Raw genomic sequence first — 26585 nt, forward strand, 5'->3', positions numbered from 1 at the left:
CAGACATGGCTAAGGAACGAAAATTAAATAGCTTATCCACTCAGATTGGTTCAATCTCCGAAAATTGAACCAATCTTGACCAACTTATTTAAGCGCCATTCGTAAACCAATCAACCAATCAAACAATAGCAGTCAATCATCTTTGGTCTGGGATAACAGGTCAGCATCAATCTTATCTTGTAGACGTCCAGAAGCACGTTTGGAAGTAATCAAGTCTTGGCGCGAAATAAAAACGACTGGAAGATCATCAAATTTCACTTCAATTCTTCGCTGCCATGCTTCGGCGAACTGTAAACCAGGTATACCCATCAAAATATCTATCCGTACCGGCGGAACACCCATTTGGTAAAAATAGCCTTCCTCGGCAAAATCAGCTTCGGTTAAACCGACAAGTGGCGCGCCAAACTCTTGAAGAGAGTTGTAAACAGCCTGAGCGTTATCCACATCAGTGCTGATCCAAAGGTCAAGGTCTTTTGTGAAGCGGGGTTCGGCGTACTGGATGACGGCGTACCCGCCAATTACCAGATACTTAACCTTGTTGTCGTTGAAAATTTTCAACAGATCGCTGTAATCGGAGTTGACGAACATCTATGCCCTTAACTTTGACATAATGAACAATTAGCTCCCAGGTCGCCTCAAAACGGGCTTCTGAGGATTGGGCTTGCCAAAAATCCAGATCAAATGAACGATCCAGTTCGCTGATTTTGCCCCTGCGTTCAAAAGAAACAGTTTGTGTCATTACAATACCTTCGCCAAAAAAGACGTGGAACGGGTGGTTGTGTTAGATGCGGTTTTTCAACCGCCACGAAGAGAAATTGTCCAACACCCATCGTTCATGACGGATATTTTAGCACCTTTACAATGAGGAACAATTTCGCCCGGTTTCATTTAGATTTGTGGCTGGTTTGCGGGGTGGGGTAATTGCCGGCATTCCCACCACCCCACCTGGCATCCCCTATCGTGACAACTTGTTTACCCACCCGGCAGGACAGAGCAAATCAGCCAGCGTTCTGGATAAACCGCCTGCATGGAGGCAGCGGTCAGTTCCAACACAGGCGTACCCAGCAGCAGCGGGTCTTCGAAATCAGGGTGGTGAATAGCGACAACCTGTAGGCGTGTGTGTCGTAATTGGCGCTTACGCTTTTCGTCTTCAACCCGGTCCAGATGTCGCTCCAGGAAGTAGACGGGGGACCAGACCTCAACCTTTATTTCAACGCTATCCTCAGCAACAAGTGTGTGCGTTTGCGTTGGTTTGGACGCAGGCAGAAGATTGTCCCCATGCTTTCGCGCCAATGGGCGCACCACTTCAGCCTGGCGGTGGCTGGGCGTTGGCCCCTTCTTGGCGGTTCGTGGCGGTATCTTGCCCGCTGTCTTGCCAAAGGTGCAATTTTTGGCTAGCCGTACCACACAGTTATTCACCCCATGCCTGACAGCATCAACCAATGAAAATCCAGCATCAAAGAGGGCCAGGTCTGTCTCCGTCAGCTTTTTGCCGACCTGCTTGTACACCTTTTCCATCTCCGCGGATGGCGCGTATTGACTCGTATCACCGCTGCTTGTTGCACCTGATAATTGATAGCTGTGGGCGTGTTGGTGTTGGTGTTTGTTTTCACATACTAATCATCCATCAACACGCCCTTTTTTGCACCCCCTATTTTCTCTCGATTAGGGGAAACCAAAGATGTCCAGCCATTTATGGCACGTTGGCACGTAATCTGGTCTTAAACCCGCCGCTGTTGCGCTAACTCATGTCGCTATCGCCATCGCTATCGAAAATCCGATAGTGATGGCGATTGGGGGCAGGAGATGGCGCTCAACTGCCGGCATAAATAGCAAAATCAAATTCAGCCTGGCGGGGAGCGGTGGGGTGGCCGTTGCAGTTGATGGCTCGGATATGGTTACAGCTTCTCGCCAAAAAGGTGCTGTGTGCGTGCGAAAAGAGTGTACCCGACAAGCAAGGTGATAATGGCCGTGATCAGGGTGCGCGCGAAGAAGGCAAGATCCATGGGCGCGGGGCCGCTGCTGCCGGTCGTGCCCCAAAGGACGGTGCGATAGGCGTCAACAATGGAGGCCATGGGGTTGAGCCAGCGCATCAGTTGCGCCGGGACAAAGGAAATGCCGGCAATCACCTGCCGCGCCCCATACAGTTCCAAAGGATAAAAAATGGGCGTCAGGAAAAAACCCGCCAACAGCAGCACGTCCAGGATCATCACCACATCCCGATAAAAAACGTGCAGCGCGCCACAAAACAGTGCCAACCCCAGCGTAAAGATAAGTTGCGTCAACAAAATCAGGGGAACCCACAGCGCGTGAACCGTCAGCCCCAGGCCAGAGCCATAGAGAAAGCCCACCAACACCAGCAAGGCTATCAGAAAATGGACCAGGTTGGAGAGAATGGCCGCCGACGGCAACAATTCACGCGGAAAATACACTTTCTTAATCAGCGCGTCATTGCTGGTGATGGAAACCGTCCCCGCCATCAGCGACGAACTGAAAAAGTTCCACGGAATCAGCCCCACCAGGAAAAAGACGGAATAATCGCGCACCCCGTCATTGCGAAAAATCGTAAAGATAAGGCTGAAGACGACCATCATCAGCAGCGGATTCAGCAAACTCCAAAAAACACCCAGGAGGGAATTCTTATAGCGCACCTTCAGGTCGCGGGCGACCAAATTACGCAGCAAAAAGCGGTATTGAACCAGCTCGCGTACATGCCGGCGCGCGGCGGAGCCGATCGTCTCTTCAGCGGTCAGCGATTGTTGCATAAACGGATCTCTCGCATACTTTGGCATCCATATGAGCGATTATAGTAAGTTCCCCCACAACCGGCAATTGGCAAGCGGCAGTCGCCATTGTCCCGCTTCCCCCAACCCCATATAATCCACGTATTCCCATGAACCTGCCGGGGTTTCTCAAGAAGCGGTCCTGTAAACAAGCTAAACCTGGCAGGTCTTGCTCAAGTCACAGCGAGGTTATCATGTCCCAGACGCCCGTCAACAACAACCTCAGCCGTCGCGGCTTCCTGCAAACCGCCGTGGCCGCCGCCGCCGGAGCCGCCGCTGCCGGAGCCAGCGCGGCTTTTGTCCTCAACAATGCAGGCGAAAGCGCCGCCATCATGCCCGCCGCCGCGCCCGTCGCGCCGCTCACCCGCGCCCAAACCACCATGCCCGTGGCGCAAGAAAGCGCCGATCTCTTCAGTCAACTTGTAGCCGCGCAAGCGGACAACATGCGCCTGCAGGCGGAACTCGCCGCCGCGCAGCGCAAGATCGAAAGTCTGCAAACGGCCACCGGCCAGGGGGACATGGTGCAGGCGATGCAGCAGGAGTTGAACACCGCCCACAACGAGTTGGGCGTCCTCTCCGGGCTGGTGGCTCTCTATGATCAGCTTGATGGCCTGGACGTGGAGACCCTGATCGACAACGGCCTCAACGCCGTCGGGGAGACGCTGGGGGGGCTGCTGGACCACCTGCCCACGCTCAGCGAAGGGCTGGACGCCGGAGAACGCGCCCTGGCGGAACTGGAAGCGCAAGTTCCGCTGGTGGACAGCGGGCGGCGCTGGCTCGCGAATCAAATGAGCAAACTGGGCGGATACCTCGATGGGTTGGAACAGGTCTTGCGGCAGGTGGTGGCTCGTGCCGGCACTTTCTTCGACATGCTCGACGACTGGTTCAAAGACATCCTCAAATGGCTCCCCTTCGGCATTGGCAGCACCGCCATCCTCGTCATTGACGCCCTCACCGCCCTCCTCAACGAAACGCCACACACCATCAACGGCCTGCGCGCCAACGTCGCCGACCCATTGGACCTATGGCTGGCGGAAGAAGCGGGACAGCAGCGCATCCACAGCCGCCTGATCACGCCGCTGCGCCAGCAAACAATGGACCCAATCCCCACGGCGATCACCCGCGCCCGCGAGACCCACGCCACCTACGAAGAGCAGTTAGCCACGCCTGTACAGCAAGCCATCGCCGACCGCCGCCTCGTGCGCCAACTGATCGCCGACTACCGCCAGGAACACCAAATCTGACCACCACCGTGCGATGCCCCCGTCTGTCGGCGCGCCACGCCTTTTCCCCTTTTTGCGCCACTACGTGCCCGTTGCCTGAGCCTGAGCAGGCAACCTGGGCTTCGCCAGACTCAGCCCACGATAGGATCCGTCGTTCTGTAATCACCTTTTTGCCACATTTCCCTTTTTTTTCTATACTAAGCGACCTGTTAACATTCTGTTAACATCACACCATCTCGTGGCCACGCTTCGCCATTTGCGTCGCAAACGACCTGGCGACTCGTTGACCTTAATTTCTCAGTAACTGCTACGCCAGATTGGATCAAATTTCTCTGGTGAAGATGGCCATTGAGCGCGTGACATTGGTCCAATCTCCAGAGAGCGTTAGTAGTTGCATTTCACGTTCCTATATGAGTTTCTCTTTCTACCTGCTGTTGCTGACGGCCGTTACCTTCGACTTTCTGAACGGTTTTCATGATAGTTCCAACATCGTAGCTACGCCGATAGCCTCGCGGGCCATGTCCCCACGAGCCGTGCTGCTACTGGCGGCGGCGGCGCACTTCGTTGGCCCGTTTCTGTTTGGCGTGGCCGTCGCCAAGACCATCGGAGAGGGGTTGGTTGACCCCGCACACGTGACGCTGCCCGTCGTCATTGCCGCCATGCTGTCCGCCGTCGTCTGGAATATCATCACCTGGCTGCTCGGTGTTCCCTCCAGTTCCTCGCACGCACTGGTTGGCGGCCTGATCGGCGCAGTCGCCATTAGCAACGGGCTGGCCGCCGTCAACATGCAAGGGCTGATCAAAATCGTCATTGCCTTGTTTATTTCGCCCGTGCTGGGTTTGATCACCAGCTATATTCTGATGAATCTAACGCGGTTCCTGGCGCGGGGCGCGACGCCGCGCATCAATCGCTTTTTCAAGCGGGCGCAGGTGGTGACGGCGGTGGCGCTGGCGTTGAGCCACGGGGCGAATGATGCGCAAAAGACGATGGGCATCATCACGCTGGGCCTGGTGATTGAGGGGGCGATTGACTCCTTTGCGGTGCCACTGTGGGTGATTGCGATCAGTGCCGGCATGATCGCCCTGGGCACGGCAACAGGCGGCTGGCGACTCATCAAAACCCTCGGCGGTCGCATCTACAAAATCCGCCCCGTGGACGGCTTCGTCTCCCAGATCGCCGGCGCCGGCGTCATCCTCGGCGCGGCCATGTTTGGCGGTCCCGTCAGCACCACCCAGGTCATGAGTTCCGCCATCATGGGCGCGGGCGCGGCCCAGCGCGTTTCTAAAGTACGCTGGCAAGTCGGTTACGAAATGCTCGTCGCCTGGGTCCTCACCATCCCCCTTTCCGCCCTCCTTGCCGTCCTTTTTTACTTCCCGATGAACTGGCTGCTGACCTAATGTCTTATCGAACATCTTCCCGGAAGCCGTGTTGCAGCCGAATTGCGCGAATGAGAAAGCTTCCGGGAAGGTTTACATCCAGGAGCGCAACATGGATTGGCTAAAACGATTCTTGCAACCCAAGCGAGACACCTTCGTCCCCCTGATCATCCAGCAGGGCGAGTACGCCGTCGCCAGCGTGGAAGCGCTGCAAGCCTACCTGCGCAAGCCCATTCCCAAGAAAGGGGAGCAGGCCAAAATGGTCGAACGAGAAGCGGACGAGGTGCAGCGTATCCTCATTGACAACCTGCTGGATACATTCGTCACGCCCCTGGATCGCGAAGACCTCTTCGCCCTCTCCCGCGCTCTGGACAACTTTGTTGATTATGTCTACTCAACTGTGGAGGAAATGCAAATCTTCCAGATTGAGCCTTCCCCCGCCCTGGTGCAGATCGCCGGATTGCTCATGGACATGGCCCGTGAACTGCACCTGGCCACATTGCGCTTATCGGACAATCCGGGCGTGGCCTCCGAACATGCGCGGCGGGCCAAAAAGCTGGAAAATCAAGTGGAGGCCGCCTATCGCGTTATCCTCGCCGACTTGTTCCAGGAGCCTGACGCAGACGAAAATCTCATGCTTATCTTGAAAACGCGGGAAGTGCTGCGCCACCTCTCCAACGCCGCCGACCAGGGGGACCGCGCCGCGGACGTGATCATGGACATCCACATCAAGTGGAGCTGACGCGCAGGGGGAGCCATATGCCACCAAAAGAGGCAACTATTCACGACCACCTTCCCGGAAGCTGTTTTGATGCCAAATGAATTGAATGGTGAGGCATTTGGGGCTTGAAATCGAGCTTCCGGGAAGATATCTTGAACCATATACCCCTGAGGCTGAACAGTTACTCGGGAAGATTATTTTCACGGGAGGAATTCGTGACCCCTCGCGCCGAAACATTGCATGGCGGCGTCCTCGTCGCCGAAGTGCTGCGCCGGCAGGGCGTGCCTTCTCTCTTCACCCTCTGCGGCGGGCACATCTCCCCCATCCTCGTAGCCGCCAAAGCGCTGGGCATCCGCATCGTGGATACGCGCCACGAGGCAACCGCCGTGTTTGCGGCGGACGCGGCGGCGCGGCTGACGGGCGTACCGGGCGTGGCCGCGGTCACGGCCGGCCCCGGCCTGACGAACACCATCACCGCCGTGAAAAACGCGCAGTTGGCGCAGTCGCCCGTGGTGCTGCTGGGCGGCGCGGCTCCCACGCTGCTCAAGGGGCGCGGCGCGCTGCAAGATATTGACCAGATGGCCCTGATGCGCCCGCATGTGAAGTGGGCGAAAGCGGTGCGCGCCGTGCGCGAGATCGTGCCCGCGCTCACGCGCGCCTTCGCCATCGCCCAAAGCGGTGTCCCCGGCCCCGTGTTCGTGGAACTGCCCATCGACATCCTTTACCCGGAAGCAGTGGTGCGCGAGTGGACGGCGGCCAGCCTCAGCCGCGGGCGCTCCCTGGCCAGCCGCGTCACCAATGGGTATGTAAATTGGCACGTGAACAACGTGTTCGCCCGCGCCGGGGAGCAGCGCGCGGAGGAACCGACGCCCGTTTCCGCGCCGCGACCGCCTATGGGTCAGGTACGGGCAGCGGCGGAGATGCTGGCGGCGGCGCGGCGCCCCGTCCTCGTCGTGGGCAGCCAGGCGCTGCTGGGCGCGCCGGCGGACGCCGCCGCCTTGCGCGACGCGATCCTGCGCCTGGGCATTCCCACGTACCTTTCCGGGATGGGGCGCGGGCTGTTGGGCCGGCATCCGCTGCACATGCGGCATGGGCGTGGGCAGGCGCTGAAGGAAGCGGACCTGATCATCCTGGCGGGCGTGCCCAATGATTTCCGCCTCAAGTATGGGGCGTATGCGCCGCGTCGCACGCCCGTGATCGCCGCCAACCGCAGCCGCGCGGAGATGCGTCAAAATCGCCGACCAACGCTGGGCGTGGCGGCGGATGCCGGTCTCTTTTTGCGCGCGCTGGCGGCAGCGGCCCCGGTCTCCAGCGGCCAATGGGCGGCGTGGCAGGAGACATTAAGCCAGCGCAACGCGGCCCGTGACGCGGACATTGCGGCGCAGGCGTCCGCGCCGACGGATTATGTCAATCCTATTCAGGTGTGCCGCGCATTGGAGGCGGTCATTGACGAGGAGAGCGTGATTGTAGGAGACGGGGGGGATTTTGTCGCTACTGCTTCTTACATTGTGCGCCCGCGCGCGCCGCTGTCGTGGCTCGATCCGGGGGTGTTTGGCACGTTGGGGGTGGGGGGTGGCTTTGCGTTGGGGGCGAAGTTGTGCCGACCGCAAGCGGAGGTGTGGGTGTTGTATGGGGATGGGTCGGTGGCGTATAGCCTGGCGGAATTTGATACGTTTTGCCGGCACAATCTCCCCATCATCGCCATCATCGGAAACGACGCCGCCTGGTCCCAGATCGCCCGCGACCAGGTGGACCTCCTCGGCGATTCCGTGGGAACCGACCTCGTTCACACCGCCTACCACGAAGCCGCGCAAGGATACGGCGGCGCGGGCATCCTCATCGAACGGGAAGAAGACCTGCTCCCCTGCCTGCGTGAAGCGCAAGCCATCGCCCGCCAGGGCCGCCCCGTCCTCGTGAACATCCTCATTGGCCGCACCGACTTCCGCAAGGGGTCCATCTCCATGTAGCGCAAACCACCATCGGCCCGCGGGACGCGCAATGGACCCGGGCCGATGGCGGCATCAGAAAATAACAGGAGGCTCAAGTGTCTGAGAACGGGCCGAGCACGCGCTGGCGTTTGGCTTCCCGCCGCGTGTGCTGTTCGTGGATTTCGTGGATGTGGGCGACCTTTTCGGCAATGCCGGCATTTAACCACCTCACCCCATTCTCCACCGTCGCCAGACTGCCCGCGCCATATGCCCCCGTGGCCGTGTCATCCTCCCACGGCGGATTTGCCACCAGCGCCCCCCCTTCGACCCAATCCATGTAATAACTGTCCGTGGCAATGAAGTCTGTCTCGTCCACCACCTGATCCATGCGCGTCAGGTCGGGGCGCAAATGCAAGATCATGGCCGTTTCCAACTCGCCCGCGTGCCCCATGCCGCCGCGGGCGGAGCGGCGCGCAGCCTGCACCACCGGGGCGGCGATGTGCGCGGACGTGTGCAGCCAGGCGGTGGCGCAAAAGATGCGGCGGTGGCGTTCGCCCGCGTATTTGACGACGTTGACGAGGAAGGAGCAACTGCCGCCGTGCCCGCTCATGAGGTAGAAACGGTCGAAGCCGCGGGCGACGAGGGCGTCCACGATGGCCAGCCAAAAATCCTCGAATGCGCGGCCGCCGGTGTTGAGCGTGCCGGCAAAAGCGTACCGATGGGTACTCACGCCATAAGGAAACACGGGCAGGCAGGTGGCTAATGCCGGCACAACCGCCGTCGCCCCCTGCCCAATCGCCTCAATAATCAACGTGTCCGTGGACAGGGGGAGATGGAAGCCGTGCTGCTCCGTGTGCCCGATGGGGATGATGACCACTTTGTCCCGTTCGGAAAATGCCGGCAGCGGCAGAGCAGGCGCGGCTTGCGACACATGTGGCAGCGCCAGCCGACCGCCACCCAACCCCAGGTCCACCCCCGTGGGCGTCAGCGCGAACACGCGGGAAAAACCATCCTCGCGTAAACTATCCAGCAGATTCGCCACCAGCCGCCCCAACAGCGACTCCGCCACCGCCAACCCACTGCCGCGCCAGCCAAACGGCAGCGGCGGCAGCACGCCCACGCGCGCGGGCTGCCCCAACGCGCTCGCCGCCCGCGCCAGGTCATACCCCTCGCCCAGCGGCAGCAGCAGCGGCGTATCGCGCGGCAGCGCCGCCACCTCCGGCCACGTCATCGTCTCGTAGGAAAAGAATTCGGTGTTCATGCCCATCCATTGTACGAGAGGCGTGAATGGTGACAAGCGGTGCGGGGCAAAAAGCAAGGCACGATTCCACCTCCCTTGCACGCCGCCACCTGGCGTCGGCGTCCCCCTGGTCATGCATCCGCCATCTGGTAACATAGAGTCCTGGCTGGCTGTCGGAGAACTCTTTCTGCTTCTCTTTGGGGACACGGATTAACGCGGAAAACGCGGATTCAGGCTCTCTTGGTCGTAAAAATCTGCGAAATCTGCGTGCAATCCGCGAAATCTGCGTTCTACTTTCTATTTCCGACAGGCAGCTAGCAACTAAAAACGAACATCTGACAACGGAGAGAAAAATATGGAGGCTTTTGAGTTTATTCCTGATTTGATGACGCTGGTGGGGGATGCGCCAACGGAAAGCATTGTCAGCCGCGCATTTTTCCGTGGCGAGAAGGCCAACGCCATTTTATTCGGCTTCGCCGCCGGGCAGGAGTTGTCGGAACATACGGCCTCGCACCCGGCAATTTTGCACTTTCTCAGCGGCGAGGCGCGGTTGACGCTGGGTGAGGAGGTGAAGATGGCGAAGGCGGGGACGTGGGTGCATATGCCGGCACATCTCCCCCACGCCATCCTCGCCCAAACCCCCGTCACCATGCTCCTCCTCCTGCTAAAATCATGAAGCCGGCCCTCCGCCTCCCCCTTCTCCTCCTCGCCATCCTTGCCCTGCTCGTGGCCATGTGGGCCGGCCTGCTGCGCATCGGCTGGACGTTACCCACCTGGCAGCCTCGCCTGGCCCAAAGCCACGGCCCCCTCATGATTGGTGGCTTCCTGGGCACGCTGATCGCTCTGGAGCGCGTCGTCAGCCTCAACCGGCGCGCCGCCTACATCATCCCCGGAGTCGCCGCCGCCGGCGCACTGGCCTTGATGGTCGGCATCATCGGGTGGGGCAGTTGGCTCATCACGCTCGGCAGCCTGGGATTGGCCGCCCTGTTCCTCGTCATGCTGCGGCAGCATCCCGCGCTGCATACGGGCGTTATGGCGGGGGCGGCCTGGCTCTGGTTCGTGGGCAACGTCATTTGGCTGCTGGGGCGTCCGATCCATCAGGCCGTTTTGTGGTGGGCGAGTTTTCTCATTCTCACCATCGCCGGAGAGCGGCTGGAATTGAGCCGCATTCTGCGTCCGCCACGCCGCGCCCGGCAGTTGTTCCTGGGGGCGTTGTTGCTGGTCCTTATCGGACTGGTGCTTTCCGTGGGGGTGTATGATGCCGGCATTCGCCTCACCAGCATAGGATTCCTGGCCCTGGCCGCCTGGCTCCTGCGCTACGACCTCGCCCGGCGCACCGTGCGCCAACACGGCCTCCCCCGCTTTATCGCCATCTGCCTCCTATCCGGCTACGCCTGGCTGGGCGTCGGCAGCCTGCTCGCCCTCATCTTCGGCGGCATGCCCGCCGGCGTCTACTACGACGCCATTCTGCACGCCTGGTTTCTCGGCTTCGTCTTCGCCATGATCTTCGGCCACGCCCCCATCATCTTCCCCGCCATCCTCGAACGCCCCATCACCTATCACGTCCGCTTCTACCTGCCTCTGGTGCTGCTCCACCTCTCCCTCCTACTGCGCCTCATTGGCGACCTGACCCTCTCCCCCTTCGCCCGTCGTTGGGGCGGCCTGCTGAACGTCGCCGTCCTCCTCCTCTTCCTGCTCAACACGGCCATCAGCCTGCGCCAACCAACCCCCGCCCGTGCGTAACCGTCCCCCCAGGATTGGTTCATTCTTAGAGAATGAACCAATCTTGGGGAGAACTTGATTCTGGATGGTTCCTAAACAGGAAACTGCGACGCCCCGCCATCAAACATGAGGTTGTGGCCGTGAATAAACGAGGCCGCGGGAGAAGCCAGCCAGGCAATCGCCCGCCCAAACTCCGCCACATCCCCCATCCGCCGCAGGGGAATGGTGGCCGCGATTTTCTCCGCCTCTTCCTCAATGTCCGCGCCCGTGCCGGCAATCCGGCTCTGCAACAACTGCGCCACCCGTTCCGTCCAGGTAAAAGTCGGATTGATCGAATTCACGCGAATCCCACGCGGTCCCAACTCGTTCGCCATCGACTTCAACATGCCGATCACGGCCAGCCGCAGCGCGTTGGACAAAATCAGGTTGTCCACGGGCTGCTTGATGGATACCGACTCAATCGCTACGATGCTGCCACTCCCCTGCGCCAGCATAATGGGCACAACTGCATAGCAGAGGCGCACGGCGCTCATCAACGTTAACTGGGCCGCGGCTTCCCAATCTGCCGGCATCAAATCCAGAAATCGCCCCGGACGCGGACCACCCGCATTGGTAATTAGAATATCAATGCGCCCGAACTCGTCCAACGCAACCTGCGCCAGCCGCGCCACGTCCGCCGCCACCGTCACATCGGCGCGAGCCGCCACCACCCGCGCCCCCGTTTCCGCGCGAATCTCCGCCGCCGCCGTTTCAATCAGTTCGCTCCGGGCGCACATCACCACCCGCGCCCCTTCAGCGGCCAGCGCCCGCGCCGCCGCCTTGCCCAACCCCTTCGAAGCCGCCGTCACCAGCGCCACCTTGTCTTCTAATTGCAAATCCATCGCCTCATTCCTCCACTGATTCACATCATTGATTGGTCTTGCGTAACGGCTAAGCCAGATTGGACCAATTTCCAGAGCGCGTTAGTAGTTATGGTCTTGCAAGTATAGCACGGCTACAATAGGCGCGTGCTTTTTTACACCCCGTATCACCCAATTTACATAACTCCTTTGGAGACAGCCCATGCCGGACCCAACCCCCGCCTATCTATCCCTCATGGCAAACCGCCAACCCATCACCGCTTCCGGCGCGACCCGCACGCGCTATCAGGCCGTGCCCCACTACACCGAAGGACTGTACGACCTGGGGCGCGACAGCTACGCCTGGCTCGTGCCCAACGGCTCCTGGGGTGAATCCAACGCCGGGCTGATCGTCGGCGACGGAGCCTCGCTGCTGGTAGACACGCTCTGGGACCTGCCCTACACGCGCGCCATGCTCGCCGCCCTGGAGCCGCTGCTGCGGAATGCCCCCCTGCACACCGTGGTGAACACGCACGCCGATGGCGACCATTTCTGGGGCAACCTGCTCGTCAGCCAGGCGGACATAATCACCTCGGAAGCCAGTTACCGCGAGATGCTGGTGACGCAGCCGCGCACGATGCTGCTGTTGGGCAACGTGGGGCGGGCGCTGAGCCTGCTGCATCTGTTCGGCGCGGCCAAAGTCGGACACTGGTTCCAACAGATGGTGCGCCCCTATGATTTCGCCGGGGTGGTGCATTTCCCCGCCAAACGCACTTTCAGCGGCGAACTGGCGCTGGACGTAGGCGGGCGCGGCGTCCACCTCATCGAAGTCGGTCCCGCCCATACGCAGGGCGACTTGATGGTTCACGTCCCCGACGCCCGCCTCCTCTACGCCGCCGATATTCTCTTCATCGGCTCCACGCCCGTGATGTGGGCCGGCCCGGTGGAGAACTGGCTTGCGGCTCTGGACCACATCCTGGCGTTGGACGTGGACCTGATTGTGCCCGGACATGGCCCGCTCACGGACAAAGAAGGCGTGCGCCTGGTGAAGGGGTATTGGGAATACGTACAAAAAGAGGTGACGGAACGGTATCAGGCGGGGCTTTCTCCGCGGGCCGCCGCGCGCGACATCCTGCTCGCGCCCGACTACGCCCGCCAGCCCTTCGCCGACTGGGACTCCCCCGAACGCCTCCTCACCAGCACGCATACCCTCTACCGCCACCTGCAAGGGCGCACCGACCACCCCAAACCACCGGAACTGCTGAACATCATGCGCCGGCAAGCCCTCCTGGCCCACGAACGCCCCCATGCCGCCCCCACCATCATGCGCCGGCGCGGCCAGGCCTGAGCGTACCGCCATCACCCCCTCGTAGGACAAAACGCCGTTTTGTCCCCTCAATTCGGCGAATTGCGCGACAAGAACGCCCTTCACATCATAATGCAGTATAATCGCCGCCGGGCAACCCCATCGTCACATCTGGTTCATAAATAATCTGGACTCTGGCGTTTTTGGGAGTGGAGGCTTCAGCCGGCCCACATATGGGGTTTGACCCGGCTGAAGCCTCGACTCCGATCACCATATGACCCGGCTAAAGCCTCGACTCCGATCCGATCACCATATGACCCGGCTAAAGCCTCGACTCCGATCACCATATGTGGATTTCGCCAGACTCGAGAATAATCTACCCGGCAGCATACTTCTGGAGAAGCACCCGTGCAATATGAGGATTTTGACGTCAGTATCGAAGCCATCGCTGGCCGCACCTACCGCGTGGCGGTGCTGCACTCCCCCGCCGGCGAAGCGCAGGAGACGGTTGATTTCCCCTTTGATGCCGTCGCCCTGAAACTGCGCCTGGCGCAGCTAGAAAACGCCCTGCTCAAATCCAGCGGCGGTCGCCGCCGCGCCCTCACGAAAAGCGAGCAGGACGTGATGGCGTTTGGCAAAGCCCTCTTTGACTTCCTCATGGTGGGCGAAATTGGCCGCCGCTACGCCGTCAGCCATGACCGCTGCCGGCAGTCAGGCAAAGGACTGCGGCTGAAACTACGCATCCAGGACCCGGCGCTGGCGGCGCTCCCCTGGGAATTCCTCTACGACCAGCGGTATGACGCGTACCTGGCCCTCTCTCAACGCACGCCCCTGCTGCGCTACCTGGAACTGCCGCGCCCGCTGCGCCCCCTAACCGTGACGCCGCCGCTGCGCATCCTGGGCATGGTCGCCAACCCCGCCGATCAGGCGCAATTAGACGTAGCCGTGGAAAAGGAGCGCGTCGAACAGGCGCTGGCTGACCTGCGCACCGATGGGCTGGTGGAACTCACCTGGTTGGACGGGCAGGGCTGGCGCGACTTGCACCGGGCGCTGCGCCGCCAACAATGGCACATTTTCCACTTCATCGGGCACGGCGGCTTTGACCGGCTGCAAAACGAGGGGTATCTCCTCTTTGCTGATACGCAAGGTAATTCGCGGCGCATGACGGCTGCCAGCCTGGGGCGACTGTTGGGCGACCACGACCCGCTGCGCGTGGTCCTGCTCAACGCCTGCGAGGGGGGGCAAAGCGGCGACGACGTCTTTTCCAGCACCGCCGCTACCCTGGTGCGCAGCGGCATCCCCTGCGTCCTGGCCATGCAGTACGCGATTACGGACGCCGCCGCGATTGAATTCGCGCGCACGTTTTACGAGGCGCTGGCCGACGGGCTGCCCACGGAAACCGCCGTCAGCGATGCGCGCAAGAGCATCACCTTCAGCCGCCAGAACTCGCTGGAATGGGGCACGCCCGTCATCTTCACGCACGCTCCCGACGGCGTCTTGTTTGACCTGGCGGATGCGCCCGCTTTGCCGCAAAAGGAGCGCAAAAAACAACCGCCGCCCTGGCGCTTAAACGCGCGCGGCTTGCCCCTGATTGAATCCTGGGAGCAGTTGCGGGGCGTGGAAAAGCTGCCGCCGCGCATTGTCTGGGTCAAAGACGAGAAGGAAATGGCGCTCATTCCCGCCGGCCCCTTTATCATGGGGACAACGGAAGAGGAAGCGCGGGCGCTGTCAGAAGAGTTTGGTTGGGACATTCGTTGGACGATGGCCGAAACGCCGCGGCGCACCGTCACGTTGCCCGCTTATTACATGGACTTGACCCCGGTGACGCATCACGACTACATACGTTTCCTGGCTGAAAACCCCGATTACCCGGTTCCCCTGGTCGCGGAAGATTGGGGACAGCCGTATAATTGGGATGAAAAACAGCGGCGTCCCCCAGATGGTTTGCGGCGGCATCCCGTCGTATTGGTCAGTTGGGAAGACGCCCAGGCCTACGCCCGTTGGGCGGGCAAAGCCCTGCCCACGGAGGAACAATGGGAAAAAGGCGCGCGCGGCGGCGACGGGCGGCGCTATCCCTGGGGAAATGAATGGGACAGCGCCCGCGTCAACAGCGCGGAACGATTAGCCGGGCGTGAAATCAAGAATGCCAGTGAATGGAACAAATGGTGGGATAAGAACAGCGGCGACCTGTTGAAAAAGGTGAATACAACGCCCGCGGGTAGCTACTACGCGGGCGCCAGCCAATATGGTCTGCTGGATATGAGCGGCAACGTCTGGGAGTGGTGCGACGCCTGGTATGCCGCTTATCCCGCATCGTCGGCGCAGCATGATGATTTTGGCTGGAAATATCGTGTGGTGCGGGGCGGCTCGTGGCTCAACCTCCGCGACCACGTGCGCTGCGCCTCCCGCCGCGGGGACACTCCCCACGGTAGGTACGCCTTTGTGGGGTTCCGCTGCGCGAGCACTCCTTTCTGAACTACTGGTTACTGGCATGCTGTTTTCTGGTTTTTTTCCGCGGGGGTGTGGGGGTGTCCCCCACCCTTCTCCGCGTAGCGGATCGCTAAAAATTTGGCAAAAGTGATGAAGACCTACCGCCATCTCTATGCGCAAATCGCCTCTTTCCCGAATCTTTTAGACGCCTTTTACAAAGCGCGTAAAGGTAAACGGGATAAATCTGGCGTCGCCGCTTTTGAATATAACCTGGAGCGAGAACTACTGCGCCTGGAACGCGAACTGCAAAGTGAAACCTGGCGACCTGGCGGCTACACCAGTTTTTACATCAACGAACCGAAGCGGCGCAAAATCAGCGCCGCCCCTTTCTCCGACCGCGTCGTCCACCACGCGCTCATGAACGTCACCGGCCCATTTACGAACGCCAGTTCATTCACGACAGCTACGCCAACCAGGTGGGCAAAGGGACGCATCGCGCCCTGGACCGCTGCACGCACTTCTTGCGCGGCCATCGTTACGTCCTCAAGGGGGACATTGCCCAGTTCTTCCCCAGCATAGACCATGCCGTGCTGCGCCACATCCTCGCCCGACCCTTGCGCGACAAGCAGACGCTGCGCCTCATTGACCTCATTCTGGACAGCGGCGCCGGCGTCCTGTCCAGCGAATATACCCCACACTGGTTCTCCGAAGACTTCACTGCTGGCGGCCAGGGCAATTTGTTAGCCGTGATGCGCCCCCGCGGTTTACCCATAGGCAATCTCACCTCTCAGTTTTGGGCCAACGTCCTGCTCAACGAACTGGACCAATACGTGAAGCGCGACCTGAAATGCAAAGCGTACATTCGTTACGTGGACGACTTTCTCCTCTTTCATGACGACAAGGCGCAGCTTCACGAATGGAAGGCAGCCATTGCCGCTTTCCTGGACGCAAGGCGGCTGCAGCTTCATCCGCGCAAAAGCGTCGTCTTCCCCACCCACCTGGGCATTGACTTTCTTGGCTTTCGCCACTTTGCCACGCATCGGCGGCTGCGCCAGGGCAACGCCCGTCGCTTCCAGCGCAAACTGCGGCGGCAGGCAGCCGCTTACGCCGCCGGAGAACTCCCCCTGGAGAAAGTGAACCAGTCCGTCCAAAGCTGGGTAGCCCATGCGGCGCACGGCAATACCTGGCATTTGCGTGAAGCGGTATTGAGCAGCGTGCTTTTGTTAGCGCCGCCGCCATTTGTTTTGGAAACGCCCCATGACGTCCCCGAAGCGGCCTGAGTCCCCCATTTTCGTGCGCACCTACGACTGGCTGCGCTGGCTGCTGCCGTTGACGCTGGATTTCCCCAAATCCCAACGGTTCCTCCTGGCGCAGCGGCTGCAGCAAAAGTCGCTGGATTTCTACGACCACCTGGTTGCCGCCGGGCGGCGCGTGGATGTAGACGAGAATCTGAAGCAGGCAGACGTCTTGCTAGAGCAAATTCGACTCAATGTACGACTGTGCCGCGACATGAAGCTCATGGGACCGCGCCAATATGAACATGCGGCGCGGCTGCTGGACGAAATCGGACGGCTGCTCGGCGGCTGGCTGGCTAAGCAGAAAAGGGAAAAAGGCAGCAATGTCAGCTAATGTGGCAGATAGGGCGCTGTGTACGCCCTCTGTTGGGACGGCGCGCAGAGGTGCGGGGCGGCTCGTGGAACAACAACCGCGACCACGTGCGCTGCGCCAACCGCAACAGGAACACTCCCCACAATAGGAACAACAATGTGGGGTTCCGCTGCGCGAACACTCGTTGGAGACCGATCAAGATGCCGCAGTCGTCTTAAAGCGACGGCGGCTGGTGTCGGGGCGGCAACGCCCGACGGTGATGGGCGGCAGATGCTGCTCAACCACTGTGTCAGAAAGGAGTGCACGCGCCGTTCCAGGTTGACGCTTTTACAGGCAACCAGATAATCCCGGCGGCAGCGCCTTCTGGTAGGTGTACCCCACCGAACGTCGGCGCGGCGGCCACCCGAAGGCAGGGCACAGCCTGCCTTCCGTCTATAATCAATCACCTGTTACCCCATCATACGACCATGAGCGGACATTATCTTGACTTTGAACTGCAAATTGAACCGGCCAACACGGAAGGGCAGTATGAGGTTTCCGTCGTTGCTTCTCCGGCGGGCGAAACGCAGCGGCCTGAGGTTATTCCCTTCCCGTTCGACGCCCGCGATATGGAGCGGCTACAGTTACGCCTGGAAAACGCGCTGCTGCGGTCGCGCACGCGCAGCCGTCGCGCCCTCTCTCCCGAGGAAGAGGCAGTGCGCCGCTTTGGTCAGAGACTCTTTGAGACCGTCTTCCAGGGAGACGTGCGCAGCCTGTTTTACGAAAGTCGCCTCCTGGCCGGCGGCGCCGCGCAGGGCGTGCGCATCAAGCTGCGGCTGCAGCCGCCCGAATGGGCGCGCCTGCCGTGGGAGTTTCTGCTGGAGCCGCGTCGTGATGAATTCATTTGCCTCTCGCGGGACACGCCCATTGTGCGCTACCTGGAACTGGCGCAACCGGTCACCCCATTGCAGGTCACGCCGCCGTTGCGCATCCTGGGCATGGTGTGCAGTCCATATGATTTGCCGCAGCTAGACGTTGACCTGGAAAAACAGCGCGTGGAACAGGCGCTGGCGGCACAGCGCGGCGCGGCTATTGACATAACCTGGCTGACGGGACAAACCGTCACCGATTTGCAACGGGCGCTGCGCCGCACGCGCCGCGAGCCGTACCACATCTTCCATTTTATTGGGCATGGCAGCTTTGACGCCGCGCGAGACGAAGGCGTACTCTGGCTAGCGGATCAGCAAGGTCGGGCGCAGGCGCTCACGGCCAACAAACTGGCGCTGTTGCTGGGCGATCACCATTCGCTGCGACTGGTCGTGCTCAATGCCTGCGAGGGAGCGCGCGGCGGCGACCTGGACGTTTTCTCCAGCACGGCGGCCACGCTGGTGCGGCGCGGCGTTCCCGCGGTGCTGGCGATGCAGTACGAGATTAGCGACGCGGCCGCTCTGCTGCTGGCGGAGTGGTTTTATGAGAGCCTGGCCGATGACCTGCCCGTAGACACCGCCGTCACGGAAGCGCGTAAGGCAATTGCCCTGGCGAACGACCGTTCGTTAGAGTGGGGCACGCCTGTGTTGTTCATGCGCGCCAGAGATGGGCGCATTTTCGACCTTCAGGCGGGCGCAACCCCGCCCGCCACGCCGCCTGACGAACGTAGCGGCGGCATTCCTCCCCACCTTTACAGCCAGTTACGCGGCGCGCTGTCCGACTGCGGTCCTTTTGCCACGGACCGCGCGTTGCGAGCCGTTTTCGTGGACAGGCGGCTGGCGCCGTGGCGCAGTGGGCTGCCGCAGGCGGCTAGCCAGGCGGAGCGGGTGGCGTACACCATCGAATATTTGTATCAACGCGACAACGACGCGGGAGAGAATGCGCTGGTGCTGTTTCTGCACGTCCTGAGCGAGCGCGCGCCTGCGGGGGATGCCTGCCAACAGCGGCTGGCGCAACTGGCGCAGGCGTGGCAGCAGGAAATAGGGAGCCGCGACGAGGCGGTGACGAGAAGCGCAATTCCCGCGCCAATCCCGGTAGCGAAAGCGCCCGTCCTGGCCGCGCCGCCCGCCAACGTCGCCATCCCACACATCGTCACAGGCGCGGCGCCGCTGGAAATGGCCTGGTGCTGGGTGCCAGGCGGAAAGTTTACGATGGGGAGCGAGGATTTTGGCGACGAGAAACCGATCCACGAGGTGCATGTGGGCGGCTTCTGGCTGGCGCGGTATCCGGTGACGAACGCGCAGTTTCGCCTGTTCATGGAGGCGGGCGGCTATGAAGAAAAGCGTTGGTGGACGGCGGCAGGGTGGCAGCAGCGACAGGCGGCTAAGTGGACGCAGCCGCGCTATTGGACGGACAAAAAGTGGAATGGAGCGCAGCAGCCCGTGGTCGGCGTCAGCTGGTATGAGGCCGCCGCGTTTTGCGCCTGGGCGGCGGCAGCGACGGGCGGGGGCATCCATTTGCCCACGGAAGCGGAATGGGAGAAGGGCGCGCGAGGTACGGACAGTCGCGCTTTTCCCTGGGGCGCAGCGGAACCGAATGATAAGCTGTGCAACTTCCATGGCAGTAAGGTGGGCCAGACCACGCCGGTGGGCCGGTATAGTCCACAAGGAGACAGTCCCTATGGCGGCGCGGATATGGCGGGCAATGTCTGGGAGTGGTGTCGCAGCCAATATGCTGCTTACCCTTATGAAAAGGATGATGACCGCAATGACGAGGGTGGAACAAATGTTCGCGTGATGCGGGGCGGCTCGTGGTACGACGACCGCGACCTCGTGCGCTGCGCCCTCCGCAACAGGCTCACTCCCCACATTAGGAACATCAATGTGGGGTTCCGCTGCGCGAGCACGCCTTTCTGAACTACTGGTTACTGGAATGCTGTTTTCTGGTTTTTTTCCGCGGGGGTGTGGGGGTGTCCCCCACCCTTCCCCGCGCAGCGGGTCGCCCAAAATTTCGCCGCCAGCACGGGCGCAATAGATGAAGACCCACTATCTTTACCTACGAATAAGCTCTTTGCTTGTGCTACAATTAGGCAGGAAGGTAACATTAATCGGCAATGTCATCGTCGCTTGTATACGAGTTCCCCATGAGCTGGGCGCACCACGAGAGATGTAAGTGTGAGGTGAGTTGGAAACTCGCCCTACAAGGTTATTTTCGAAGAAGTCACTACTTCATAATTCACAGTTCACCATTCACCATTCATTATTTTCGCAGGAGATTAAACATGACTCCAACGATCGCCACACAAACCAAAGAACTGGAAAGCATCCTCGCCGATTTGCCATTTGAAAAAGCGCAGGCATTGATGGATTTTGCACACTACTTACGCCAGCGGTACACGCCTCAACCTCCACGTGGTTCAGCATCGGCCATCCTGGAAAAACTGGCAGAAATCGGGCCGCTTCAATTCGAGGAAGGGGAGCTGGAAATGCTCCTGGCAGATATCGAAGCCATGCGCCAAATGGACTTGCTAGAACATGGCTAAGTACTTGCTCGACACCAACCATGCCAGCCGGCTGATGGGGGCTGATCGGCACTTTACTTTCATTGATGCACTGCAAACCGAGAATTGGCTAGCCGGGTAATTTTCCTCTTGGGAGGGCAACCATGAAATTAGCCACCTTTGTAAAGTCAGGCGACTCCCCGCAGATTGGGGTTTTGCTGGATGGGGAACAAACGATTGCGGCGTTAGCGGCGGGGATGCGGGCCCGCAGCGGCAAATCCTCTCCCCATTTTGCGGATATGCTGGCCTTTTTGCGCGGCGGCGTGGCAGCGCGGGAACTGGCGCAGGAAGTGGCGGCCTACGTGGCCGACCAGCGCCCGCCGGAGGCCGTGGTGCCCCTGGCGGACGTGACGCTGCTCTCCCCCGTGCCGCGCCCGGAGTCGCTGCGGGATTGCATGTCGTTTGAGCAGCACATCATCAACAGCATCCGCGTGGCGGGGCTGAAGAAACTGGCTCCGGTGGATGAGTGGATTGAGCGCCGCTTTGGTCGGCGACGTTCGCTGGCGTATCGCCTGAACAAGGCGTGGTATGAGCGCCCCATTTACTACAAGGGCAACCGCTTCTCTGTGATTGGCCCGGACGCGGATGTGACGATGCCGCCGTATACGCGGCGGTTTGACTATGAGTTGGAGTGGGGCGTGTACATTGGCCGGACGGGGCGGGATATTCCCACAAGCCGGGCGCACGACTACATTGGCGGCTACACTATTTACAACGATTTCTCGGCCCGCGACATGCAGATGAAGGAACAGGGAGGCCGCCTGGGACCGGCGAAAGGGAAGGATTTTGACGGGGGTAACGCCATTGGCCCGTATCTGGTGACGCCGGAGGAGGTGCCCGATCCCTACAGCCTGACCATGACGGCGACCATTAATGGGGAGGAATGGTCACGCGGCAGCACGGCGGATATGCACTGGACTTTCGCGGACATCATCGCCTACATTTCGCAGGCGGAAACACTTTATCCGGGCGAGTTTTTGGGATCGGGCACCTGTTCTGGGGCGGAGGGACGCGGCTGCGGCATGGAGATGGGGCGCTATTTGCAGGCGGGCGACGTGGTGGCCCTCTCGGTGACGGGCCTGGGCACGCTGCGCAACCGGGTCATTCGCGCCGGCTAACGCTTATTAAGTGACCGTCTAAAAACAACTTCCCATTTTAGAAGTTCAACTTCTCTGAAGAAGTTGAACTTCTTGCAGGAGCCTAATCAGGCCACCAATGACGCGCCATTGGCGATTCCCACAACCAGCAAAATAACCAGCAGCACATTTTGGGTACGGATACCTTGATCATTTTGTCCTCTCTTTTGGGGGGAATTGTCCGCATCTGTCCATCCAATGCATGGCAGCATTACACATCCGTTTTAGCAGTTCAACTTCTCCGAGGAAGATGAACGCCTTGACAAACCAGGAGCACAACATGCCCAAGTTGAAATTTCCCCAACCATTCATTCATTATCACCCACCGGTGCAAGACGTAAACCAGGTGTTCACGGCGCAACTTACGCCAGGACAACGGGCGGCGGATTGGGTTGCTAATTTTGTCGGTTCCTGGCCTTTTCTGATTGGGCAATCTCTTTTGCTGCTGCTGTGGATCATGCTGAATGTGGTCGGTTTTTTGCGGCATTGGGACCCGTACCCGTTCATCCTCATGAACTTGATTCTGTCTACGCAAGCCGCCTTCACCGCGCCCGTGATCATGATGAGCCAGAACCGACAGGCGGCGCGCGACCGGTTGGAGGCGCACAACGATTTCCTCATCAATCAGAAGGCGGAGGAGGAAATCCGGGCCATGTTGGATAACCTGGCGGCGCAAAATGAGGCCATCGCCCGCCTGCATGAGATGCTGGTGGAATTGCAAGCGCAGCAGGGGCAACAGCCATGACGACGACGTTGGACATGGCACGGCTGGCGGCGCATCGGGCGGAGACGTTTCGCTTGCGCCAGCCTGTGCGGACACAGGCGGAAGCGGTTGATTTTGTGGCGGAACGGGGGTTCGTTTACTTCTGGCCGATCAAGGGCGTCCTGTTTCCCAGCCTGTGGGCGGCGGTGGCAGGGGAGCGGCCCGTGGCGGACGAACACGATGATCCGGGGCACGTAACCTGGGGCTGGAAAGACGGGATGTTGGGAGCGCGGGCGTGGTACTACGCGAAGATTCTGCGGGGGAAGGGGACGTTTATTTCGCTGGAGATGACGCCCTATTTTTACGCCTTGAGCGAGAACTTTGGCGCGCCGGAGAGCGATTATCTGGCGCAGTATCAGCAGGGACTGATGACGCGGGAAGCGAGGCTGGTGTACGAAACGCTACTGGCGGGGGGACCGATGGATACGGTGCGGCTGCGGCGGGAGGCGCATTTGAGCAGCAAGGGGAGCAAGAGCGCGTTTGACCGGGCGCTGGTGACGCTGCAACAGGATTTCAGGATTTTGCCGGTGGGGGTGGCGGAGGCGGGTGCGTGGCGCTACAGCCACGTTTATGCGTGCGTGCATCAGTGGTATGCGGATTTGCCCGCGCTGGCCCGTCCCATCAGCCGTAAGGAAGCACGCGAGAAAATCCTGTCCGCCTACTTCGCTGCCATGGGTGCGGCCACGGCGGAAGAGGCGCGGAAATTATTCCAGTGGAAGGCGGGGGATGTGGGGAAGACGTTGGCGGCGCTGGTGGCGAAAGGGGTGCTGGTGGCAGAGGTTAAGGGCGGCTATGCGCTGGGTAGCCTGGTGGTGGGGGCGTGATGGGTTCATTCCGGGAGAATGAATCCATCTGAAAAGTTGGGGAGGAGAGGGAGGATGCCGGCAAGTGACTCACAAACATAATGGACAGGAGGAAGGCTGGCGACGGGCGTGAGGGGGTTGGGGATGGCGGCGACGGTCATGCCGGCATTTAACGCCGCCACACACCCCGGTCCAGAATCCTCCACCGCCAGACAATCCGCCGCCGCCACGCCCAACCGCGTGATAGCGGTGAGGTAGACATCCGGCGCGGGTTTGCCATGCGCCACCTCATCTCCCCCCACGATGGCCCACGGACGCAAGCGCAGCCGGGACAGCACCTGCCGCGCATAGTGACTCGGGCTGGATGTGGCCACGGCCCAGGGTAATTCGCGCGCGGAAATGCCGGCAATCAACGCATCCAAACCGGGCATAGGCGGCAAACCTTGCTGCCAGATGTGCGACCAGACCGCGTTTTTGCCGGCAATAATCTCCCCCACCGACAGCGCCAGACCAAAATGACTTTGCAACAGGCGGGCGCTTTCGTCAGCGCGCCGCCCCACCATGCGCGCGTAAACGGCTTCATCCAGAACCAGGCCATGTTGTTGCAAGAAGATGCCCCAGGCATGACGGGAAAGGGGTTCTGAATCCACCATTGTCCCGTCCAGGTCGAGAACAAGGGCGCGGATCGGCGCATGGGGGCGGCGCAATCGGGGCATGGTTTAAGGCGCAATCAGGTGTTCGACGACGGCCCGGCCATGCGCGACGAAGTCGGGCTGGCGAGTCCAGGTGCGGTCCAGCACTTGTTTGAATTTGACGGCGAGGGTGAGGCGGTGAATGCCGGCATCATGCGCCGCCACAAAATCCATGGGCACGAAGTAGTTATCCCCGTAATCCAGATTTTCCACCTCCAGATAGCTGCCATAGAGCAGCAGATCAGGATTCACTTCCGTGGGATCGCGGTGATAAACCACGCGCGCCACGCCCAACTGTACGCCATCTTGGGTAACAACAGCATCATCTTTGTTGAGGATCATTGTTTCAACTCCGGAGCAATTAATTGTGAGTTCACTGAAAAAACCGGGTTTTTCGATTGTCCGGCCAAAATTACCAGAGTGGTTCATGTGTAAAAACCCGGTTTTTGGCCTTTTTTCAGTAGAGTCACAAGTTAACCGTTTTCCATTTCCGCGCCGGTTTGTAACTACTAACGCTCTCTGGAGATTGGACCAATTTCACGCGCTCAATGACTCTTTTCGCCAGAGAAAATTGGTCCAATCTGGCTTATCAGTTACGCCGGTTTAGTCGCTAAAAAACCGCAGATGCACCTGCCCCACATGCACCTCGTCCCGATCTTGTAGCGGCTGCGGCATCAGGCCCACGCGCACGTAGTTCAAATACGTGCCCGTGGCGCTGCCTTCGTCGTAGAGCCAGAAACGCCCCTCGCTCTGCTTGATGCGCGCGTGCAGGCGGGAAACACTGCGGTGCGCGAATACCACGTCCACCAGTTCCGGGTCGCGCCCCATGGTCACGTTGCCACCGGCGAGGGAGATGTCGCCTTCTTGTGGTTCGCCATTCGCCTGGATCACCAGGCGCGGGCCGGCGGTAGGGGCGAGAACGGGCGCGTCGGCTTCCTCTTCCACAAGGGCGGGCGTGGTCGCCGGTTCGAGCAGGGCATCCAGCCGGTCGGCCACGGAACTGTTCTGCACCGGCTGGCGCTGGCGGCGGCGGCGCAGCCGTAGCAAGAGGACCAGCACGCCCACTGCCGCCACTCCCAGCCCCACCGTCAGCAGTGCCGGCATACCCCCCATGCCGGCATATAGACGTCCCAACAAACTGGCAACCAGGCGCGCGGCGGAGGCAGTCGGCGGCGGCGGGGGCGTGGCCGTAGGCGTGGGAGCGACGGTAGGCTGTGGCCGACTGACAGCAATAGTGAAGGGAACCGGTTCCGTCTGCGCGGTGTAGCCAAAGACATCGGCGACTTGCAGGGTGACGGCGTAAACGCCGGCGTCCAGTCCGCCAATGTCCCAGACCAGTTGCAAAATCCCGTCGGCATCTACTTCTGGCGTATTCAGGGGCAGCGATTCGACGCCATCAACGAGCAGCGTCACCTGGGAGAGGGCGCGCGCGTATCCATCCGGCCAGCGCACGCGGGCTTGCAGGGTCATGTCGGCGGGCTGGAGTTGAAAGAGGGGGGTATCCGCCGCTTGCCCCACGCGCTGGAGAGGTTGGGCGTTGCTGCTGATCAGTTGCAGTTGCGGCGGCTCAATAGTGAGGGAGAAGGCGCGGTTGGCCTGGGCGTCGCCGAGGCTGACGGTGACGGTGTAGCTGCCGCCGCGGCGCAGGTTGGAGGGGTAGCTGATTTGGGTCTGGGTGGCATGGGCTTGTATGGTGGTGTAGATGGGGTCGGCGTCGGTGGATGCCGGCATATGCACCCAAAAAGCGCGCCCCGGTTCCGTCAACTGCTCCACATTGGCAATCTCATTCGCATCGGCTCGCGCGCCGAGAATGCCGGCAAACACAGGCAGTGACAACCCTTGCGCCGCCGCATTAAACGCGGCAACATCCAGTTGACCGGCCATTTCGCCCCCATTCGTGAACAGCAACACCGCCTGGAACCGCCCCTCCGCCGCGCCCGCCGTCGCCTGACCCAGCGCCAGGTCCATCATCGCCGCCAGCGGGGTCGTCAGGGGGAGTTCCGTTGGCTCATACGCATCAATAGCTTCCGCCACTTGGGCCGCCGCGCTCGCCCGCTCCAGGAGCAGCGCCCCCTCTTGCCCATCCGGGATGATGATGCTCACCCGATCCCGCCCGGCGGGGTTCATGTATTCCGCCGCGTAGCGCAAAATGGCGTCGCGCACGATTTCGCGCCGACTCAGGGCATTACCGCCATCCGTCTGCAACAGGCTGTCGTCGGCATCAATGACGAAAATCATCTCCACGCCCACGGGCACGCGCGTCAGAGTCAGGTCGGAGATGCTCTGGTCTGCTTCCGTAAGGGTTAACGCGCTCAGGTCCGTGATCGGGCTGAGGGCTTCGTCGCTGGCGATCACGTTCAGGCGCACCGTGGGAAATGCCGCCGTATCCACCTGCGTAATCCGCAGCCGCGCCCCCGCCTGCGCCCCCACCACGCCCGTCAACAGGAGCGCCAGCGCCAAACCGCCCAACCCCCACCAAACACGCAACCGCTTCACGCCCTCGCCCCCCTCATACCTCATACCTCATACCTTCATACCTCATACCTTCA

The 26585-nt window shown here is 60.8% G+C and carries 23 protein-coding genes and 1 pseudogene; 16 read left to right on the top strand and 8 right to left on the bottom strand.

Going from position 1 to position 26585, the window contains the following annotated elements; translation table 11 throughout:
- Positions 1-132: 132 nt before the first annotated feature.
- The 3 genes from H6650_10560 to H6650_10570 form a co-directional block, all read right to left on the bottom strand.
- On the bottom strand, positions 133-588 hold the full coding sequence (locus tag H6650_10560; GenBank protein ID MCB8952444.1) for a hypothetical protein: 456 nt from the start codon (positions 586-588) through the stop codon (positions 133-135).
- Between the two features lie 384 nt (positions 589-972).
- Entirely contained in the window at positions 973-1509 is a 537-nt protein-coding gene (locus H6650_10565; GenBank protein MCB8952445.1) for a hypothetical protein, read from the bottom strand.
- A 389-nt stretch (positions 1510-1898) separates the two neighbouring features.
- Entirely contained in the window at positions 1899-2765 is an 867-nt protein-coding gene (locus H6650_10570) for an ABC transporter permease (protein ID MCB8952446.1), read from the bottom strand.
- Between the two features lie 212 nt (positions 2766-2977).
- Between H6650_10570 and H6650_10575 the strand changes: the two genes are divergently transcribed.
- The 4 genes from H6650_10575 (at position 2978) to H6650_10590 (ending at position 8070) form a co-directional block, all read left to right on the top strand.
- Complete coding sequence (locus H6650_10575) at positions 2978-4027, top strand: twin-arginine translocation signal domain-containing protein (GenBank protein ID MCB8952447.1); 1050 nt, start codon at positions 2978-2980, stop codon at positions 4025-4027.
- Between the two features lie 389 nt (positions 4028-4416).
- Positions 4417-5403 carry an inorganic phosphate transporter gene (locus H6650_10580; protein ID MCB8952448.1) on the top strand — a complete coding sequence of 329 codons (987 nt, stop codon included), beginning with the start codon at positions 4417-4419 and terminating at the stop codon, positions 5401-5403.
- A 91-nt stretch (positions 5404-5494) separates the two neighbouring features.
- On the top strand, positions 5495-6124 hold the full coding sequence (locus H6650_10585; protein MCB8952449.1) for a DUF47 family protein: 630 nt from the start codon (positions 5495-5497) through the stop codon (positions 6122-6124).
- Positions 6125-6339: 215 nt separating this feature from the next.
- Complete coding sequence (locus tag H6650_10590) at positions 6340-8070, top strand: thiamine pyrophosphate-binding protein (GenBank protein MCB8952450.1); 1731 nt, start codon at positions 6340-6342, stop codon at positions 8068-8070.
- A 73-nt stretch (positions 8071-8143) separates the two neighbouring features.
- Here H6650_10590 and H6650_10595 read toward each other — a convergent pair whose 3' ends face one another.
- Complete coding sequence (locus H6650_10595; GenBank protein MCB8952451.1) at positions 8144-9292, bottom strand: creatininase family protein; 1149 nt, start codon at positions 9290-9292, stop codon at positions 8144-8146.
- Between the two features lie 364 nt (positions 9293-9656).
- Between H6650_10595 and H6650_10600 the strand changes: the two genes are divergently transcribed.
- Both H6650_10600 and H6650_10605 read left to right on the top strand, forming a co-directional pair.
- Positions 9657-9947, top strand: a complete 291-nt coding sequence (locus H6650_10600; protein ID MCB8952452.1) for a cupin domain-containing protein — start codon at positions 9657-9659, stop codon at positions 9945-9947.
- The gene (locus H6650_10605) at positions 9944-11014 is read left to right on the top strand and encodes a hypothetical protein (GenBank protein ID MCB8952453.1); all 1071 of its coding nucleotides are present in this window, start codon (positions 9944-9946) and stop codon (positions 11012-11014) included. Before H6650_10600 ends, H6650_10605 begins: the two co-directional genes overlap by 4 nt.
- A gap of 71 nt (positions 11015-11085) precedes the next feature.
- Here H6650_10605 and H6650_10610 read toward each other — a convergent pair whose 3' ends face one another.
- Positions 11086-11874 (bottom strand): SDR family oxidoreductase, encoded by a 789-nt coding sequence (locus H6650_10610; protein ID MCB8952454.1) that lies wholly within the window; start codon positions 11872-11874, stop codon positions 11086-11088.
- Between the two features lie 181 nt (positions 11875-12055).
- Here H6650_10610 and H6650_10615 point away from each other — a divergent pair, with 181 nt between their 5' ends.
- The 10 genes and pseudogenes from H6650_10615 to H6650_10660 all read left to right on the top strand — a co-directional run bounded on the left by H6650_10615 (position 12056) and on the right by H6650_10660 (position 23365).
- Positions 12056-13180: an MBL fold metallo-hydrolase gene (locus H6650_10615; protein MCB8952455.1), complete on the top strand. Its 1125-nt coding sequence runs from the start codon at positions 12056-12058 to the stop codon at positions 13178-13180.
- Between the two features lie 366 nt (positions 13181-13546).
- The gene (locus H6650_10620) at positions 13547-15613 is read left to right on the top strand and encodes an SUMF1/EgtB/PvdO family nonheme iron enzyme (GenBank protein ID MCB8952456.1); all 2067 of its coding nucleotides are present in this window, start codon (positions 13547-13549) and stop codon (positions 15611-15613) included.
- Between the two features lie 105 nt (positions 15614-15718).
- Positions 15719-16848, top strand: a pseudogene (locus tag H6650_10625) (group II intron reverse transcriptase domain-containing protein).
- The gene (avd, locus tag H6650_10630; protein MCB8952457.1) at positions 16826-17197 is read left to right on the top strand and encodes a diversity-generating retroelement protein Avd; all 372 of its coding nucleotides are present in this window, start codon (positions 16826-16828) and stop codon (positions 17195-17197) included. Before H6650_10625 ends, avd begins: the two are co-directional and overlap by 23 nt.
- Entirely contained in the window at positions 17197-17394 is a 198-nt protein-coding gene (locus H6650_10635; GenBank protein ID MCB8952458.1) for an SUMF1/EgtB/PvdO family nonheme iron enzyme, read from the top strand. Before avd ends, H6650_10635 begins: the two co-directional genes overlap by 1 nt.
- A 249-nt stretch (positions 17395-17643) precedes the next feature.
- The gene (locus H6650_10640) at positions 17644-19998 is read left to right on the top strand and encodes an SUMF1/EgtB/PvdO family nonheme iron enzyme (protein MCB8952459.1); all 2355 of its coding nucleotides are present in this window, start codon (positions 17644-17646) and stop codon (positions 19996-19998) included.
- Between the two features lie 365 nt (positions 19999-20363).
- Entirely contained in the window at positions 20364-20624 is a 261-nt protein-coding gene (locus tag H6650_10645) for a hypothetical protein (protein MCB8952460.1), read from the top strand.
- Positions 20625-20746: 122 nt separating this feature from the next.
- The gene (locus H6650_10650; GenBank protein MCB8952461.1) at positions 20747-21760 is read left to right on the top strand and encodes a fumarylacetoacetate hydrolase family protein; all 1014 of its coding nucleotides are present in this window, start codon (positions 20747-20749) and stop codon (positions 21758-21760) included.
- 298 nt (positions 21761-22058) lie between these two features.
- Complete coding sequence (locus tag H6650_10655) at positions 22059-22523, top strand: DUF1003 domain-containing protein (GenBank protein ID MCB8952462.1); 465 nt, start codon at positions 22059-22061, stop codon at positions 22521-22523.
- The gene (locus H6650_10660) at positions 22520-23365 is read left to right on the top strand and encodes a winged helix DNA-binding domain-containing protein (GenBank protein ID MCB8952463.1); all 846 of its coding nucleotides are present in this window, start codon (positions 22520-22522) and stop codon (positions 23363-23365) included. The genes H6650_10655 and H6650_10660 overlap by 4 nt, the downstream gene beginning before the upstream one ends.
- 5 nt (positions 23366-23370) lie before the next feature.
- On the opposite strand, the gene H6650_10665 is transcribed toward H6650_10660, so the two are convergent.
- The 3 genes from H6650_10665 to H6650_10675 all read right to left on the bottom strand — a co-directional run bounded on the left by H6650_10665 (position 23371) and on the right by H6650_10675 (position 26556).
- Positions 23371-24060 carry an HAD family phosphatase gene (locus H6650_10665; protein MCB8952464.1) on the bottom strand — a complete coding sequence of 230 codons (690 nt, stop codon included), beginning with the start codon at positions 24058-24060 and terminating at the stop codon, positions 23371-23373.
- Between the two features lie 3 nt (positions 24061-24063).
- Positions 24064-24378 carry a hypothetical protein gene (locus H6650_10670; GenBank protein ID MCB8952465.1) on the bottom strand — a complete coding sequence of 105 codons (315 nt, stop codon included), beginning with the start codon at positions 24376-24378 and terminating at the stop codon, positions 24064-24066.
- A gap of 261 nt (positions 24379-24639) precedes the next feature.
- The gene (locus H6650_10675; GenBank protein ID MCB8952466.1) at positions 24640-26556 is read right to left on the bottom strand and encodes an FHA domain-containing protein; all 1917 of its coding nucleotides are present in this window, start codon (positions 26554-26556) and stop codon (positions 24640-24642) included.
- Positions 26557-26585 lie beyond the last annotated feature (29 nt).

Source organism: Ardenticatenales bacterium, from assembly GCA_020634515.1.
GTDB lineage: Bacteria > Chloroflexota > Anaerolineae > Promineifilales > Promineifilaceae > JAGVTM01.

Excerpts from the sequence above, each read along its gene's own strand:
- H6650_10570 (MCB8952446.1), bottom strand. The coding sequence starts at position 2,765 with ATGCAACAATCGCTGACCGCTGAAGAGACGATCGGCTCCGCCGCGCGC.
- H6650_10595 (MCB8952451.1), bottom strand. The coding sequence starts at position 9,292 with ATGAACACCGAATTCTTTTCCTACGAGACGATGACGTGGCCGGAGGTG.
- H6650_10605 (MCB8952453.1), top strand. The coding sequence starts at position 9,944 with ATGAAGCCGGCCCTCCGCCTCCCCCTTCTCCTCCTCGCCATCCTTGCC.
- H6650_10560 (MCB8952444.1), bottom strand. The coding sequence starts at position 588 with ATGTTCGTCAACTCCGATTACAGCGATCTGTTGAAAATTTTCAACGAC.
- H6650_10655 (MCB8952462.1), top strand. The coding sequence starts at position 22,059 with ATGCCCAAGTTGAAATTTCCCCAACCATTCATTCATTATCACCCACCG.
- H6650_10645 (MCB8952460.1), top strand. The coding sequence starts at position 20,364 with ATGACTCCAACGATCGCCACACAAACCAAAGAACTGGAAAGCATCCTC.
- H6650_10575 (MCB8952447.1), top strand. The coding sequence starts at position 2,978 with ATGTCCCAGACGCCCGTCAACAACAACCTCAGCCGTCGCGGCTTCCTG.
- H6650_10580 (MCB8952448.1), top strand. The coding sequence starts at position 4,417 with ATGAGTTTCTCTTTCTACCTGCTGTTGCTGACGGCCGTTACCTTCGAC.
- H6650_10610 (MCB8952454.1), bottom strand. The coding sequence starts at position 11,874 with ATGGATTTGCAATTAGAAGACAAGGTGGCGCTGGTGACGGCGGCTTCG.
- H6650_10650 (MCB8952461.1), top strand. The coding sequence starts at position 20,747 with ATGAAATTAGCCACCTTTGTAAAGTCAGGCGACTCCCCGCAGATTGGG.
- H6650_10675 (MCB8952466.1), bottom strand. The coding sequence starts at position 26,556 with ATGAGGTATGAGGGGGGCGAGGGCGTGAAGCGGTTGCGTGTTTGGTGG.
- H6650_10640 (MCB8952459.1), top strand. The coding sequence starts at position 17,644 with ATGAGCGGACATTATCTTGACTTTGAACTGCAAATTGAACCGGCCAAC.
- avd (MCB8952457.1), top strand. The coding sequence starts at position 16,826 with ATGACGTCCCCGAAGCGGCCTGAGTCCCCCATTTTCGTGCGCACCTAC.
- H6650_10665 (MCB8952464.1), bottom strand. The coding sequence starts at position 24,060 with ATGCCCCGATTGCGCCGCCCCCATGCGCCGATCCGCGCCCTTGTTCTC.
- H6650_10600 (MCB8952452.1), top strand. The coding sequence starts at position 9,657 with ATGACGCTGGTGGGGGATGCGCCAACGGAAAGCATTGTCAGCCGCGCA.
- H6650_10635 (MCB8952458.1), top strand. The coding sequence starts at position 17,197 with ATGTGGCAGATAGGGCGCTGTGTACGCCCTCTGTTGGGACGGCGCGCA.
- H6650_10670 (MCB8952465.1), bottom strand. The coding sequence starts at position 24,378 with ATGATCCTCAACAAAGATGATGCTGTTGTTACCCAAGATGGCGTACAG.
- H6650_10660 (MCB8952463.1), top strand. The coding sequence starts at position 22,520 with ATGACGACGACGTTGGACATGGCACGGCTGGCGGCGCATCGGGCGGAG.
- H6650_10585 (MCB8952449.1), top strand. The coding sequence starts at position 5,495 with ATGGATTGGCTAAAACGATTCTTGCAACCCAAGCGAGACACCTTCGTC.
- H6650_10615 (MCB8952455.1), top strand. The coding sequence starts at position 12,056 with ATGCCGGACCCAACCCCCGCCTATCTATCCCTCATGGCAAACCGCCAA.